The organism is Cyanobium sp. ATX-6F1 (assembly GCF_047395825.1).
Lineage (GTDB): Bacteria > Cyanobacteriota > Cyanobacteriia > PCC-6307 > Cyanobiaceae > ATX-6F1.
Map to the genome: position 1 here is coordinate 327,287 of NZ_JBCEBF010000003.1, position 13,594 is coordinate 340,880.

Here is a 13,594-nt window from a genome sequence, read left to right on the forward strand (position 1 = left end):
CCTGCCTAATCTCCAGCATTCACCGCGCCCCAGGAGCGCCAGCCCTTGACCGCCCAGGACCCCCAAGCCCCGCCGCCCCAAGCCACGCCAGCGGCGCCCGCACCCAAGGCTTCCGCCGAGAAACCGGAGGAGAGCGCCTGGGGGTTCTGGCGCAGCGTGGTGATGACCCTGGCGATCGCCCTGGGGGTTCGTCAATTCCTGCTCGAGGCCCGCTTCATCCCCTCCGGCTCGATGCTGCCCGGCCTGCAGATCCAGGACCGGCTGTTGGTGGAAAAGCTCAGCTACCGGCAGCGGGAGCCGCGGCGCGGAGAAATCGCGGTGTTCCACTCCCCGTACCACTTCGATCCAGCCCTCTCCGTCGACCACAAGGTGGGCCCCCTGCGCTGCCTGCTGGTGAACCTGCCTCTGGTGGGCGCCCTGCCGGGGATTCAGGAACCGGCCTGCGACGCCTACATCAAGCGCGTGATCGGCGTTCCCGGCGACCATGTGGTGGTGAACCCCAGGGGCGAGGTGAGCATCAACGGCCGGCGGCTGGTGGAGCCCTACGTCCAGAACTATTGCCCGGTGGACAACCAGGGCATGGGACCCTGCCGCCCGCTGAATGCGGTGGTGCCCAAGGGCCACGTGCTGATGCTCGGGGACAACCGCTCCAACAGCTGGGACGGACGGTTCTGGCCAGGGGGTCCGTTCGTGCCCCAGAGCGAGATCATCGGCCGCGCCTTCTACCGCTTCTTCCCCTTCAACGCCCTGGGTGATCTGGGGGCCCCCGATCCCCTCAAGGCAGCGGCCCCCGCCACAGGGAAGCCCTGAGACCTGTGGCCAGCACCTGGCCCCGCTGACGCTCGGCCGCCAGGGGCTCATTCGCCGCCAGGGGAGCCTCCAGGTCCGCTTGCGGGTCCCACTCCTGATCGGGATTGAACAGCAGCCAGCGGCGGCCGCCCAGTTCCAGCCGCTCCCCAGGCCGACCGAGCAGCCGGGAGGGTCCCCAGCTCAGGGCCTGCCACAGATCGTTCACGCTCCAGCCGCGGCCCACCACCAGCTCCCGCCAGAGCGCCGGAAGCACAAACCGGTGGCCGGCCACACCACTCTGGCGTTGGTCCACCGGCAGCAACTGCTCCTCCGCATCGAGGGGGTGGTGGTTCACCGCGACGGCGGTGAGCAGCCCTTCGGCCAGGGCCGCGATCAGCGCCTCCCGGTCGGACGGCGTGCCCAGGGAAGGCACCACATGCCAACCCTCGGCCACGGGATCGAGGCGGCCGCTGTCGGCCAGCAGATGCCACCAGCCGACGCTGGCCAGCGGCAGGTCAGCGCGCATGAATGCGGCGGCCTGCCGCAGCTGCCCCACGCCGGCGGCGGTGCTGAGGTTCATCAGCCGCAGGGGGCTGGCCTCCGGTAGCGCCTGGGCCGCCAGGGTGAGCAGGCTCTGCAACGGCAGGGTTTCACTCACCACCGGGTCGAGGGCCAGCCGGCCCGCAGGGCCTCCACCCCCTCCCGCACGAAGCCCTGCTGGGTCAGCGAAGGGTCCCGGGGCGCGAGCAGCAGCGGCCGATCACCACCCTCCGCCAGGCGCAGGCCCCGCTCCAGCAGGGCCAGGGGCGGCAGGTCGCCGTCTTCGGCCAGACCGATCGCCCCGGCGGCCAGCTGGTCCCCATGGGGGCCAACTCCTCACCCCGCCCGCCGCAGCTGAAGCTGCCCCAGAGCAGCAGTTCGAAAGGAGCGGCGGCGCTCAGCTGCAGGCGCTCGGGGCGGTCGCGCCAGCTGCGGGCCCGGGGCAGCAGGGCGACGGTGCCGTATCCCGCGGCGGCCGCCGAGCGCACCAGCGTGGCCAGCGTTTCAGCCCGGCCATTGATCGGATCCTCCAGCACGCTGTGGGGATCCACCAAGGCGGGGGCCAGCAGCCAGCCCTGGGCCTCCAGCGTTGGCAGACCCTCGCGCGCAGCCTGCTGACGAGCCTCGGCGCCGTAAGCGGCGATGGCACCGTCCCTGAGCAGCACGTCTTCGGAGCGCAGGGGCTGATCGGGCCCCTCCAGCAGCTGGACCTGGCGCAGAAAACGGGCGGACATCGGACCCCTGGGTGTGGTGACGATCTAGAGGGCGCCGGCGGCGGTGCGATCGATCACCCCCCAAGATGGGCCGTCAGGTTGAGGGCGGCCACCAACGGCAGGCCTTTGGGGCCCTGGGGGTAATCAATCACCGTGACACCGCCGTTGCCCTGCTTGACCGCCCAGATGTCAGCCGGGGCCAGGCCCAGCAAGGCGCAGAGGATGGTCTTGTTGACTGCGTCATGGGCAATCACCAGGGCCGTTTCGCTGGGATCGAGTCCAGCGACGATGCGGTTCCAGGCCAGCAGTGAGCGGTCCCAGACCTGCTGGAGGTTCTCGCCCTCGGGCATCTGCACGGTGTGGGGCGCCCGCTTCCAGTCGGCCAGCAACGCCGGCCAGCCATCGGCGATCTCTTGCTCCAGCTGGCCTTCCCAGAGGCCATGGCCGATCTCCACCAGCGCTGGAACGCTGGTGAGCGGCACTCCCGGATGGGTCTTCAGGATCGCCTCGGCGGTCTGGCGCGGCCGAGCCATCGAACTGGTGTAGGCGCGCTGGAAGGACACCGGCTCAAGGAATCGGCCGGCCGCCTCGGCCTGGGCCCAGCCGTTGGCGTTGAGGGGGATGTCGATCTGGCCCTGGAAGCGCCCCTGGCGGTTCCAGTCGGTTTCCCCATGGCGCACCAACAACAGGCGCTGGCCGGCGCCCTTGGGGGGCAGGCCGGCCCCCAGGTGGGCGGTGCCGTTCAGCGACTCGATCTGCACCTGCAGCGGGCCCTCGGCGGAGCGCTCCAGGTTCAGCACCGAAATGGAGGCGTTGTCGACCCTTAACCGGCGCAGTTCGTTGGCGGAGCGCCCCAGCAGATGCAGCAGCAGGCAGCGCAGGATGGCGTTGTGGGCCACCACGAGCACGGTGCCGGTTGCCGAGCGATCGGCGTCATGGCGGGCCAGCAGGCCCTTGATGAAGCGTCCCGCCTGCTCCAGCAGCTCCGGAATCGGCCGATAGCGGCGGCCATCGGCGGCCTCCAGTTCCAGCTCACCGGGGGCGTGGAGCCACTGGTGAGCCTGCTCGGGGAAGCGCTCGTGCACCTCCTTGCTCAGCAGGCCGCTCCAGGGGGCCAGATCCACCTCCAGCAGGCCGTCGTCGAAGACGGGCTCCAGGCCACTGCCCTGCTCGGCCAGCAGATGACGTGCCGTGTCAGCGGCCCGGCTCAGCGGCGAGCTGTAGGCCGCCGTCAGGGACAACTCCTTGAGCGCGGCGCCGGTGGCCCGGGCCTGGCGCACCCCCTCCTCGGTGAGGTCGGAAAGGTCGTCACGACCCTGAATGCGGTGCTCCAGGTTGAAGCTGCTCAGCCCATGGCGAACCAGCACAATCCTCAGGGGCACAGGGATTCAACCGTCGGGGCCGTCATCGTATGGGAAAGGCCCCAACCTGAGCGCCGCCGGCCGATCCCGCCCGCAGGGAGAATCGATCGATTGCAGGGCGCCACGGGTGACAACGAGCAGCAGCCGGCCCCGTTCGCAGCCCTGGAAGGTTGGCCTCGCCCTGCTCAGCCTGCTGCTCAGCCTGCTGCTCTGGGTCAATGGGCTGCTCGACAGCCTGCAGCGGCCGTCCGTGGGCAACGCCCTCAGCCAGCGTCAACTGGAGCTGGCGATCCTGGCGGCCCCCCAATTGCCAGACAACCTGAGGACAGCCCTGGTGGGCACGGCCCCGGAGCGGCAACTTCTCGATGAACTGAATCGCCAGGCCACGGGCACAAGCGAAGCGGGCGTACCCGAGACGGGCGCCAAGCTGCTGGAGCGGGGACTGCTGGAGGGCAGCCTCGGGCACAGGGACGCGGCCCGGACGCTGTTTCTCAAACTCCAACAGGCCGGCCCAGCGCCCGATCAGTCCGTTCTTGTGGAGAAACTGCTGGCCTCCGAGGCGCTGCCGCAGGAGCAGGCCCAGACCCTTAGCTTCCCCTGGCCGGCCAACCGCTGCTACGCCAGTGGGCCTGCCGGCAACTAATGAATGCAGGGCCTGGGGATCCTGCGTCAGGGTGCCGAGATGGTTCTGCAGAACGCAGGGCGGCCCTGCAGTTGCTGGCGGTGAACGTGCTGCCTGCCATCGCCCTGCTGGCCGGCCTGATGCTGCTCGTGCGCGAGCTGTGGCTGCGCTGGCGGGGCAAAGCGCTGGCGGCGGCAGCCCTGGTGGCCCCCCACTCAACCTGGTGGATGTCACCTTGTTGGTGGCCGGTGGCTTCGTGGTGCTGGGGGATCTGGTCACCCCCTGGTGATCCGCCAGCCCACGGACGCCCTGCTCAAGGCCCTGCAGGTCGGATCACCGCTGTCCTCAGGGATCTCGGTGGTGATCTTCTACCTGGGGCTGATGGTCTGCCCGCTGCTGATCCTGGCGTTGATGCTGCGGCAACAGGCACCCCCGAAGGCGGTTGGCTGCAGTTTCGCTGGCAGCCCCTGGGGCTGAACCTCAGGCGAGCCCTCAAGGGCTTTTTGATCGTGCTGCCGCTGGTGAGCCTGGTGGGTTGGCTGCAGAGCCAGCTGCTGGGTGACCCCGGCGGCAGCAACCCCCTGCTGGAACTGGTGCTCGAAAGCGACAGCCTGCCGACCCTGCTCTGCTTCGCCCTGACCGCCGTCGTGCTGGCCCCCTGTTCGAGGAAACGATCTTCCGGGGCGTGCTGCTGCCCGTGCTCGGCCGGGAACTCGGTGCGGTCTGGGGGGTCGTGGTCAGCAGCCTGGTGTTCGGCATCGCCCACCTCAGCCTGGGGGAACTACCTCCACTGTTCGTCCTGGGGCTGGGGCTGGGTTGGCTGCGCTGGAGCAGCGGTCGCCTGGGGGCCTGTGTGCTGATGCACGCCCTCTGGAATGGCGTCACCTTCGCCAACCTGGTGCTGCTGGGCAATTGAACAGCTGGGCCAACCACCAGACCTGCGGCGCTCGGATCCAATTCTGTGCCTTGCTGCACCATTGGTGGCGTGGTTCACTGGCGCAGTCACTGTTCAGGCACCTTGGTCGCCGCTCCCTCCCAACGGTTTCCCTCCCAGGCACCCAGCAAGGGGCGACGGTCCCTGGAACTGATCCAGGGGTCGCTCTCGGCCAACAAGGTGGCCCGGCAGGCCCCCTGGCTGGCGGGACTGCATCGGGTGGCCGACGGGGCCCTGGCGGGGCTGGGCCTGAGCATGGTCGGCCTGGCGGGTCTCTCGCTTCACTGGCAGACCCAGTGGACCCAGTCTTACCAACGCTTCGAGGCAACCCAGGTGCTTGAGCACCGTCTTCAGGAATCAGCGGCGGTGCTGGAGCAGCACCACCTCGGGGCCGCCCACCGCCCCGGTCTGCTGGTGCCCACCAGCACCGAGAAACTCGTCTATCTCAACACCCCCAAGCCGCGGCCCACGAGCCCGATGTCCTCTCTGCTGGCGGGCATCAGCACCCGCCAGGTGCTGCCTGGTTACTGAACCTTGACCAACGTTCAGCGGCGCGTCGTCGATCTCCACAGCGTTCCGGCCGGCCGTCTGCTGGCGGTGTATCTGGTGCTGGCTGCGGGCCTGGCGGGCCTGGCGGTGCGCCTGGCCTGGGTGCAGATCGTTCAGGGCCCCAAGCTCGAGGCCCGCGCCCGGGCGATCCAGACCCAGAAGGTCACGCCGATCGGCAAGCGCCGCACGATCGTCGATCGCGAAGGCCGCCTGGTGGCCCTCGACGAGGAGCGCTTCGTTCTCTGGGCCCATCCGCGCTACTTCAACTTCCCCGGCGATGACCCCAACGGGGTTCGCCGCCCCGAGGAGGTGGCCGCCAAGCTGGCTGCGGTGCTGGCGGTGCCCAAAGACAAGCTTCTCAGCACCATCGGTACGCGCCGTACCGGGGTGAAACTGGCCTCCGATCTGGACCCGGAAACGGCCCACCGGGTCAGGAGCCTGGGCATCAGCGGCCTCGATCTGGAAGCGTTCCCGCAGCGGATCTACCCCCAGGGCAGCCTGTTCGCGAACGTGGTGGGTTTTCTGAACCAGGAGCGGGTTCCCCAGGCGGGCCTGGAGCAGAGCCGCGACAGCGATCTCAAACGCCACGAATCGTCCCGCTCCATGCGCCGGGGCGCCGATGGCACTCCGCTTCCCGATGGGCTGCAGGCGGGGGTGCTCTACGGCGACGACCTGCGCCTCCAGCTCACCTTGGATGCCCGGCTCCAGCAGGTGGCCCAGGCCGCCCTGGCCAAGCAGGTCAAGCAATGGAACGCCAAGAAGGGCGTTGCCCTGGTGATGGACGTGCGCAACGGCGAGATGCTCGCGCTCGCCTCGGTGCCGAGTTATAACCCCAACCGCTTCTGGACGTACTCGCCATCGCTGTTCAGGGAGTGGTCGGTGCAGGACCTCTACGAACCCGGATCCACCTTCAAGCCGATCAATCTGGCCCTGGCCCTGCAGGAGGGGGCGATCGATCCGGGCGGCACCGTCACCGACAACGGATCACTCACCATCGGCGGCTGGCCGATCTACAACCACGACAAACGGGCCAACGGGGTGATGGATTTCCCGACCGTGCTGCAGGTGTCCAGCAACGTCGGGATGGTGCAGGCCATGCGCCACGTCAAGCCAAGCCATTTCTGGGCCTGGCTGCACAAATTCGGCATCGACACGGTGCCCGACACCGACCTGCCCGGGGCGGTGGCCGGTCAGCTCAAGAGCAAAAGTGATTTCGTCAGCCAGCCGATCGAACCTGCCACGGCAGCCTTCGGCCAGGGCTTCTCCCTCACCCCGCTCAAGCTGCTGCAGCTCCACGCCATGCTGGCCAACGGCGGTCGCCTGGTGAGCCCCCACATCACCCGTGGCCTGCGCTCCGGCGAAGGCCTGGCGGGCCCGGCACCCGAGGGCGGCCTGCAACTGATCAAGCCCCAGGTGGCGCTCACGGTGCTCCACTGGATGGAAACGGTGGTCCAGAAGGGCAGCGGCAAGGGCATCCGCATCCCCGGTTACCGCATCGGCGGCAAGACCGGCACCGCCCAGAAAGCGCTCAATGGCGTCTACATCCCCGGCGCGCGCATCTGCAGCTTCGTGGCCCATCTGCCGATCGAGGATCCCCGCTTCGTGGTGCTGGTGGTGGTGGATGAGCCCCAGGGGGCAATGCCTACGGCTCCACCGTTGCCGTGCCCGTGGCCAAACAGATCGTCGAAGCCCTGCTGGTGCTGGAGAAGATCCCCCCAGCCCCGTGCTGAACGGGGGCAAGACCGCGGCCGCAGCCAAGGCCAGGCCCACCGGCTGAGCCTCCGCGCCACCAGGTGCGGGAACCCTCAAACAGGCCCCTTCTCCAGGCGGTCTGAAGGTGGTGGCCCCGGCGGGCTGGCTACGGTGGTTCGAACTGAGCCAGCCCACTTCCATGGCCAACCTGCTGGACCAGCTCGCCGCCATCACCGTGGTGGTCGCCGACACCGGCGAGCTCGACGCGATCAAGCAGTTCACGCCCCGGGATGCCACCACCAACCCCTCGCTGATCCTGGCGGCGGCCCAGATCCCTGCCTACCAGCCCCTGATCGATGACGCCCTGCGCTCGGCCCGGGCCGTGATCGGGCCCGAGGCCCCGGCCGAAGCGGTGGTGCTCGAAGCCCTCGATGAGATCTGTGTGATCTTCGGCCGCGAGATTCTCAAGATCGTTCCCGGCCGGGTGTCCACCGAGGTGGACGCCAGGCTCAGCTACGACACCGAGGGCAGCATCGCCAAGGCCCGCAAGCTCATCGGCCTCTACCGCGAGGCGGGCATCGGCTGCGACCGGGTGCTGATCAAAGTGGCCTCCACCTGGGAAGGCATTCAGGCCGCCCAGCAGCTGGAGAAGGAAGGCATCCACTGCAACCTCACCCTGCTGTTCAACTTCGCCCAGGCGGTGGCCTGCGCTGAGGCCGGCGTCACCTTGATCTCCCCCTTCGTGGGTCGCATCCTCGACTGGTACAAGGCCTCCACCGGCCGGGATCACTACCCCGGCAACGAAGACCCCGGTGTGGTGTCGGTGACCCGGATCTTCAACTACTTCAAGACCCACGGGTATGGCACGGAGGTGATGGGGGCCAGCTTCCGCAACATCGAGGAGATCCTCGAACTCGCAGGCTGCGACCTGCTCACCATTTCCCCGAAGCTGCTCGATCAGCTGCGCTCCAGCGAAGGGGTGCTGGAGCGCAAGCTCGATGGGCTCAATCCCGCCCCCAGCGAAGCGCGCGTGCATCTCGACAGAGCGGCCTTCGACGCGGCCATGGCCGCCGATGCCATGGCCCACGAAAAACTCGACGAGGGGATCCGCGGATTCTGCAAGGCGATCGAAACCCTCGAAGCCCAGCTGGCCCACCGCCTGGCGGAACTGGAGGGGCCTCCGCCTTCACCCATGCGGCCCAGGAGATCTTCCTGCTCAACGACCTCGATGGCGACGGCTGCATCACCCGCGAGGAGTGGCTGGGGAGCGATGCGGTGTTCGATGCCCTCGACACCGACCATGATGGTCGCCTGGTGCCAGACGACGTGCGCGGGGGCTCGGGGCCGCCCTGGCCCTGGCCCAGAGCTCCTGAGCCTCCAGAGGCCCCCAACCAGTCCGGGGTTCATCTGGGCTTAACCACCGTGCGCAAGAGTGATTTGGATCTTCCGACCCGTCTGCCGTGAATGCTCTCGACACCATGCGATCCCTCGCCAGCCAGGGCGAGGTGCGTGACATCGAGGCCGGCGAGGTGATCTTCCGGGCCGGGGAACAGGGGGACTGCATGTTCGGCCTGCTGGAGGGCACGGTGGAGCTGACCTGGAACGGCGATGCGGGCCATGAGCAGATCAAGGCAGGTGATGTGTTCGGTGCCGGCGCCCTGGTGACCCATGACCACCGCCGCTACGGCAACGCCCGGGCCCTCAGCCGCTCGCGCATCCTGGTGATGAATCGGGAGAAGTTCCTGTTCGCGGTCCAGGAGGCCCCCATGTTCGCCATCGAGCTGCTGGCTTCCATCGACGAACGCCTGCGCCAGCTCAAGGACGCCGTCAGGGTCTGAGCCACTCGCTACCGGCTGTTGAGCAGACAAGCTGTTACTTAAACAAAAAACTAGGCGCCCTTGAACAGCAGGCGCCGGATCACCCGCTGGGCGATGTCGCCATAGCCCATCTCTCCCGAGAGGATCTGGGCGATGCGCTGGGGGGCGGTGGGGCGCTTGATCCCCAGCTGATAGCCCACACTCGGGAACCGGTAGAACACCTGGGCGATGCGGCGTCCCCAGGCCATCGAATCGCCCCATTCCGTGCGCATCGTGGCGCTGTAGCTCGCCAGGGCCCGCGCCTCGCCCCCAAGCCAGCGATCAAGAGCTTCAGCGGCGCGGGTGCCACTGAGCAGCGCCGGGCGCAGACCTTCCGCCAGGAACGGATCCGCCAGGGAGGCCGCATCGCCCACCGCCACCACCCCAGGACCATGGAGGGCGTGATGACCATCCCAGATGCGCAGCGGAGCGGTACGGAGCGCGCCTGCATCGGCGCTCAACCCCAGGGCCGGCAACAGCCGCTCGAGCACCGCCTCGACCTGCAGCGGTTCGCGGCCGATGAAGGAGCCCACACCGATGCTGGTGCCGCCCTGGCGCGGGAAGGCCCAGCAGAAGCCATGGCGCACCAGGCCGAATTCGAACCGGGCCGTGTCCGGCTCCAGCTGGTCCCCCTCCACATCCACCGCCACGGCCTGGGCAAATCGGGGCCGGGCGGGCCCCAGTCCCAGGGAGGTGGCGAAGCGAGAGGATGAGCCATCGGCCACCACGAGTGCCCGGGCGTTCAGCTGGCGGCCGAGTGATGTGCCCACACTCCAACCCTCGCCGTCGCGTTCCACGGACTCCACGGTGCAGCCTTGCTCCAATTCGGCTCCTGAGGCCACCGCCTGGCTGCTCAAGAAGGCATCGAGCACCGAGCGACGCACGATCCAGAACGGGGAACTGCCCGGCAGCTCAGCGGTGACCGGATCCTCCAGACACCAGGTGAAGCGCACCTTCTCGATCACCCGATCCACCGCCGGGGCGAGATCGAAGGGGAACCAGCGCTGCACCGAGGCGGCCATGCCACCCCCGCACGGCTTGCTCCGCGGCAGCCGCTCCCTCTCCAGCAGCAACACCGAACGGCCCCGCTGGGCGAGGTGGAACGCGGTGGCGGCACCGGCGGCACCGGCGCCGATCACGATCACATCGGCGTGGCTCAAACCTTGAGGATGTCGGCTTCCTTCTCAGCGAGATGCTTCTCGAGCTGGGCGATGAAGCGATCGGTGAGCTTCTGCACCTTGTCCTGCTCATCGCGGCTCTGATCTTCTGAGAGCTCAGCCTCCTTTTCGCTGCGCTTGATCCTGTCGATGGCGTCGCGACGGATGTTGCGCAGGCCCACCTTGCCCTCCTCTGCGTACTTGGCGGCCAACTTGCAGAACTCCTTGCGCCGTTCTGCTGTCAGTGGCGGAATGTTGATGCGGATCACCCGGCCATCGTTGTTGGGGGTGAGGCCGAGATCACTGGTGGCGATCGCCTTCTCGATCAGGGCCATGGAGCCCGCATCGAAGGGCTGGATCTGAAGGGTCTGGGCGTCGGGGGTGGAGAGGGTCGCCAATGACTTCAGCGGCGTATCGGCCCCGTAGTACTCAACGCTGATCTTGTCGAGCAGAGCGGGGTTGGCGCGGCCGGTGCGGATCGAATTGAACGTACGCAGGGTGGATTCCAGCGACTTCTGCATGCTGGCTTCGAGATCCATGGCAGGGGGCTCAGGGGCGAGGAGGGCTCAGGTGGAGGGGGTGATGCGGGTGCCGATCGGTTCACCCGCGACGACCCGGCCGATGTTGCCGGGGCCGAACAGGTCGAACACGACGATCGGGATGTCGTTGTCCTTGCAGAGGGCGATGGCGGTGCTGTCCATCACCTCAAGCTCCCCACTCAGCACCTGCTGAAAGGTGAGGGTGTCGTAGCGCACGGCATCGGCGTGCTTGGCGGGATCCTTGTCGTAGACGCCATCGACCTTGGTGGCCTTGAAGACCACCTCGGCGTTGATCTCGGCGGCGCGCAGGGCGGCGGTGGTGTCGGTGGTGAAAAAGGGGTTCCCGCAACCGGCCCCGAACACCACCACGCGGCCCTTTTCCAGGTGCCGAATCGCCTTGCGGCGGATGTAGGGCTCGGCCACCTCCTGCATGGCAATCGCGGTCTGCACCCTCGTGGGCACCCCCGCCCTCTCCAGGGCGTCCTGGAGGCTGATGGCGTTCATCACCGTGGCCAGCATGCCGACGTAATCGGCGGTGGCGCGGTCCATGCCGGCGGCGGAACCCTTGAGGCCCCGGAAGATGTTGCCGCCACCCACCACGATCGCCACCTCCGTGCCGGCGGCCACCACGGCGGCCACATCGGCGGCAATCCACTGGACGATGGCCGGATCGATGCCGTAACCCTGCTCGCCCATCAGCGCTTCGCCGCTGAGTTTGAGAAGGACACGCCGATAAGCCATCCGGTTCAGCGCTCGTCATCTGCGTTCGGGCGCAGAGTAGCAAGCAGCCAACGCCTGCCCCCAGCAGAGATTCCACCGCCAGCGATGGCCCTTCGATGCCCTAGTACTCGATACCGGCCTGGGCCTTCACCCCCTGCTCCCGGAACGGGTGGCGCAGCAGCTTCATCTCGGTCACCAGATCGGCCCGCTCCACCAGGGCCGGAGGGGCGCCGCGGCCCGTGAGCGCCACATGGGTGAGGGGCGGCCGCTGATCGAGGCCCGCCAGCAGCTGCTCCAGACCCAAGTAGCCCAGTTTGAGGGCCACGTTCACCTCATCGAGCACCACCAGCTTGCGCTCCGGATCGGCAAGGTGCCGCAGTGATTCGGCCCAGGCCTCCTGCACCAGCTGGCGGTCCCGCTCCCGGTCCTGGGTCTCCCAGGTGAAGCCTTCCCCCAGGGCCTGCCAGTGCAGGGCCTCGCCGAACACCGCCAGGGCCTTGGCCTCACCTGGCAGCCAGCCCCCTTGATGAACTGGATCACCGCCACCCGCTGCCCATGGCCGAGGGCGCGCAGCACCAGGCCGAGGGCCGCGGTGGTCTTGCCCTTGCCCTCGCCGGTGAACACCAGCACCAGCCCCTTCTCCAGGTTGCGCTCCCCCACCCGCTGGCTCTGCACCTCGCGGCGGCGCTCCATGCGCCGGCGGTAACCCTCGGCATCGGCTTCGGGGGCCAGGGCTCCGCCCGGGCCGATCTCACCGGCCAGCTGGTCGAGATCGGAGGGCGTTTCGTTCATCGGATGGCTTCAGTCGTTCGCTGCACTCTGGCGCTGGCGGGAAAGGGCTGCGTCCACCGCCTGCTGCTGGTCGCGGCGGGTGATCCAGTGGTGGTAGGTCCGGGTGTGGATCGCCACTGAGTGGCCCATCATCCGGGCTGCCACCGTGTCAGGCAGACCGATGTGGATGGTGCGCACGGCCCAGGCGTGACGCAGGTCGTAGGGGGTGATCGGCAGCCCATAGCGGCGGAACTGTTCGGCCACCCGCCGGCCCACCTGCTGCAGGGTGGTGCGTGCCAGGTCGGTGCAGACGGGCGGCAGGGCGCCGGCCTCCATCCCCAGGCGGGGCAGATCGAAGTGCTCCACCCAGGCGGGCTGGAAGGGCCACACCTGGTGTTCACCGGTCTTGCTGGTGGGCAGCACCCGCAGGACCCGATCGCCACCGGGCGCCAAGGCGGAACAATCGCAGAAAAACAATTCATGGTTGCGCAGGCCGTAGGTGGCCATCAGCCCGTAGGCCAGGCGCCATTGGGGGTTGGGGATGCGCTCCAGCAGCCCCAGGATCAGGGCGTCACTGGGGAGCTGGCGGAACTGGGCCCGATGCAGGCCGTAGCCCCCCGCCCGCTGGCTCCAGTCGGCCGGCAACTCCAGCCCAAGGAAGCGGGCCAGGGCCGCCAGGGCGATGCCGCACTGCTGGCGGCTGCGGCTGGCGGAGCCATAGCTCTCCAGCACCTGCAGCAGCAGATTCAGATCGAGGGGGCGTTCACCGGCCTGGGCCTCGAGCCGGCGCAGGTAGGGCAGGTAGGCGCTGCGCCAGGTGGTGTGGGTGCCGGCGCGGTTTCGGCGGCGGCGGGCCTCGGCGTGGAAGCTGCCGGCGAAGGCGTCGAGGACGGGCTGCACAAACGCGCCTGCGCCAACGGGTTCAGACAGACCAGTAGCCCGCGGGGCGGCCGGTGAGCCCTCCCACGACCGGCGCCGCCGCCAACCCATTGCTCTGGCCCCACTCCGACCATTGGAAACGCTGCTGCTGCAGCTGTTGCACCAGCTTGCGCAACTGCTGCTGGGCCTGACGCAGGCCGCTCTCGTCGGCCGGCAAGCCAAGGCTGATGCGCTGCACCGGATGGCGGCCGCTGCCCCGGCGGCAGGGCAGGGGGCCGCGCAGGCCCAGCCGCTGGCCGCGCAGCTCCAGTCGCAAGGACAATCCCCCGCCGCCAGCAGGGCGTTCTGCTCGCGGATCAGCGGCTCGATCGAGGCGGACACCGGCGCATCGAAAGGGCGCCTCGACCCTATCGAGCCACATCGGAAGCGGCCAGGGGCGCGGCGGCAGCGTTACGCTCGGCGCACTCCCCAC

The 13,594-nt window shown here is 68.6% G+C and carries 13 protein-coding genes and 4 pseudogenes; 9 read left to right on the forward strand and 8 right to left on the reverse strand.

Annotated features, from left to right (window positions below):
• Window positions 1–45: 45 nt before the first annotated feature.
• Window positions 46–810 (forward strand): signal peptidase I, encoded by a 765-nt coding sequence (gene lepB, locus AAF143_RS13255; protein WP_261358802.1) that lies wholly within the window; start codon window positions 46–48, stop codon window positions 808–810.
• On the opposite strand, the gene AAF143_RS13260 is transcribed toward lepB, so the two are convergent.
• The 3 genes from AAF143_RS13260 to AAF143_RS13270 all read right to left on the reverse strand — a co-directional run bounded on the left by AAF143_RS13260 (window position 776) and on the right by AAF143_RS13270 (window position 3,424).
• Window positions 776–1,447, reverse strand: coding sequence for a hypothetical protein (locus tag AAF143_RS13260; RefSeq protein WP_414027170.1), 672 nt, complete (start codon window positions 1,445–1,447; stop codon window positions 776–778). The two genes, lepB and AAF143_RS13260, sit on opposite strands and share 35 nt — an antisense overlap.
• A gap of 64 nt (window positions 1,448–1,511) precedes the next feature.
• Window positions 1,512–2,063 carry a hypothetical protein gene (locus AAF143_RS13265; protein ID WP_414027171.1) on the reverse strand — a complete coding sequence of 184 codons (552 nt, stop codon included), beginning with the start codon at window positions 2,061–2,063 and terminating at the stop codon, window positions 1,512–1,514.
• Window positions 2,064–2,116: 53 nt separating this feature from the next.
• Window positions 2,117–3,424, reverse strand: a complete 1,308-nt coding sequence (locus AAF143_RS13270) for a histidine phosphatase family protein (RefSeq protein ID WP_414027172.1) — start codon at window positions 3,422–3,424, stop codon at window positions 2,117–2,119.
• A gap of 106 nt (window positions 3,425–3,530) precedes the next feature.
• Between AAF143_RS13270 and AAF143_RS13275 the strand changes: the two genes are divergently transcribed.
• From AAF143_RS13275 to AAF143_RS13310, 8 genes and pseudogenes are all read left to right on the forward strand, one after another.
• Complete coding sequence (locus AAF143_RS13275) at window positions 3,531–4,046, forward strand: hypothetical protein (RefSeq protein WP_414027173.1); 516 nt, start codon at window positions 3,531–3,533, stop codon at window positions 4,044–4,046.
• A gap of 139 nt (window positions 4,047–4,185) precedes the next feature.
• Complete coding sequence (locus tag AAF143_RS13280) at window positions 4,186–4,314, forward strand: hypothetical protein (protein ID WP_414027174.1); 129 nt, start codon at window positions 4,186–4,188, stop codon at window positions 4,312–4,314.
• Window positions 4,311–4,502, forward strand: a complete 192-nt coding sequence (locus AAF143_RS13285; protein ID WP_414027175.1) for a hypothetical protein — start codon at window positions 4,311–4,313, stop codon at window positions 4,500–4,502. The genes AAF143_RS13280 and AAF143_RS13285 overlap by 4 nt, the downstream gene beginning before the upstream one ends.
• Window positions 4,503–4,710: 208 nt before the next feature.
• A complete protein-coding gene (locus tag AAF143_RS13290; protein ID WP_414027176.1) occupies window positions 4,711–4,941 on the forward strand; it encodes a lysostaphin resistance A-like protein in 231 nt (76 codons plus the stop codon).
• 102 nt (window positions 4,942–5,043) lie between these two features.
• Window positions 5,044–5,490 (forward strand): hypothetical protein, encoded by a 447-nt coding sequence (locus AAF143_RS13295; RefSeq protein WP_255006094.1) that lies wholly within the window; start codon window positions 5,044–5,046, stop codon window positions 5,488–5,490.
• A 3-nt stretch (window positions 5,491–5,493) separates the two neighbouring features.
• Window positions 5,494–7,238: pseudogene (locus AAF143_RS13300) on the forward strand (peptidoglycan D,D-transpeptidase FtsI family protein).
• A gap of 161 nt (window positions 7,239–7,399) precedes the next feature.
• Window positions 7,400–8,573 (forward strand): annotated as a pseudogene (locus tag AAF143_RS13305) (transaldolase).
• Between the two features lie 87 nt (window positions 8,574–8,660).
• On the forward strand, window positions 8,661–9,038 hold the full coding sequence (locus AAF143_RS13310) for a Crp/Fnr family transcriptional regulator (protein WP_255006099.1): 378 nt from the start codon (window positions 8,661–8,663) through the stop codon (window positions 9,036–9,038).
• A 50-nt stretch (window positions 9,039–9,088) separates the two neighbouring features.
• Here AAF143_RS13310 and AAF143_RS13315 read toward each other — a convergent pair whose 3' ends face one another.
• The 5 genes and pseudogenes from AAF143_RS13315 to AAF143_RS13335 form a co-directional block, all read right to left on the reverse strand.
• Window positions 9,089–10,216 carry an NAD(P)/FAD-dependent oxidoreductase gene (locus tag AAF143_RS13315; RefSeq protein ID WP_255006101.1) on the reverse strand — a complete coding sequence of 376 codons (1,128 nt, stop codon included), beginning with the start codon at window positions 10,214–10,216 and terminating at the stop codon, window positions 9,089–9,091.
• Window positions 10,213–10,752 carry a ribosome recycling factor gene (frr, locus tag AAF143_RS13320; RefSeq protein WP_255006108.1) on the reverse strand — a complete coding sequence of 180 codons (540 nt, stop codon included), beginning with the start codon at window positions 10,750–10,752 and terminating at the stop codon, window positions 10,213–10,215. Before frr ends, AAF143_RS13315 begins: the two co-directional genes overlap by 4 nt.
• 27 nt (window positions 10,753–10,779) lie before the next feature.
• Complete coding sequence (gene pyrH, locus AAF143_RS13325; RefSeq protein WP_255006114.1) at window positions 10,780–11,493, reverse strand: UMP kinase; 714 nt, start codon at window positions 11,491–11,493, stop codon at window positions 10,780–10,782.
• Window positions 11,494–11,593: 100 nt separating this feature from the next.
• Window positions 11,594–12,264 (reverse strand): annotated as a pseudogene (gene cobO / locus AAF143_RS13330) (cob(I)yrinic acid a,c-diamide adenosyltransferase).
• A gap of 27 nt (window positions 12,265–12,291) precedes the next feature.
• Window positions 12,292–13,491 (reverse strand): annotated as a pseudogene (locus tag AAF143_RS13335) (hypothetical protein); the annotation flags it as partial.
• Between the last annotated feature and the right edge of the window lie 103 nt (window positions 13,492–13,594).

Bases quoted from the DNA above. Each gene is read 5' to 3' on its own strand.
- pyrH (WP_255006114.1), bottom strand. From the start codon at position 11,493: ATGGCTTATCGGCGTGTCCTTCTCAAACTCAGCGGCGAAGCGCTGATG.
- frr (WP_255006108.1), bottom strand. From the start codon at position 10,752: ATGGATCTCGAAGCCAGCATGCAGAAGTCGCTGGAATCCACCCTGCGT.
- AAF143_RS13265 (WP_414027171.1), bottom strand. From the start codon at position 2,063: ATGTCCGCCCGTTTTCTGCGCCAGGTCCAGCTGCTGGAGGGGCCCGAT.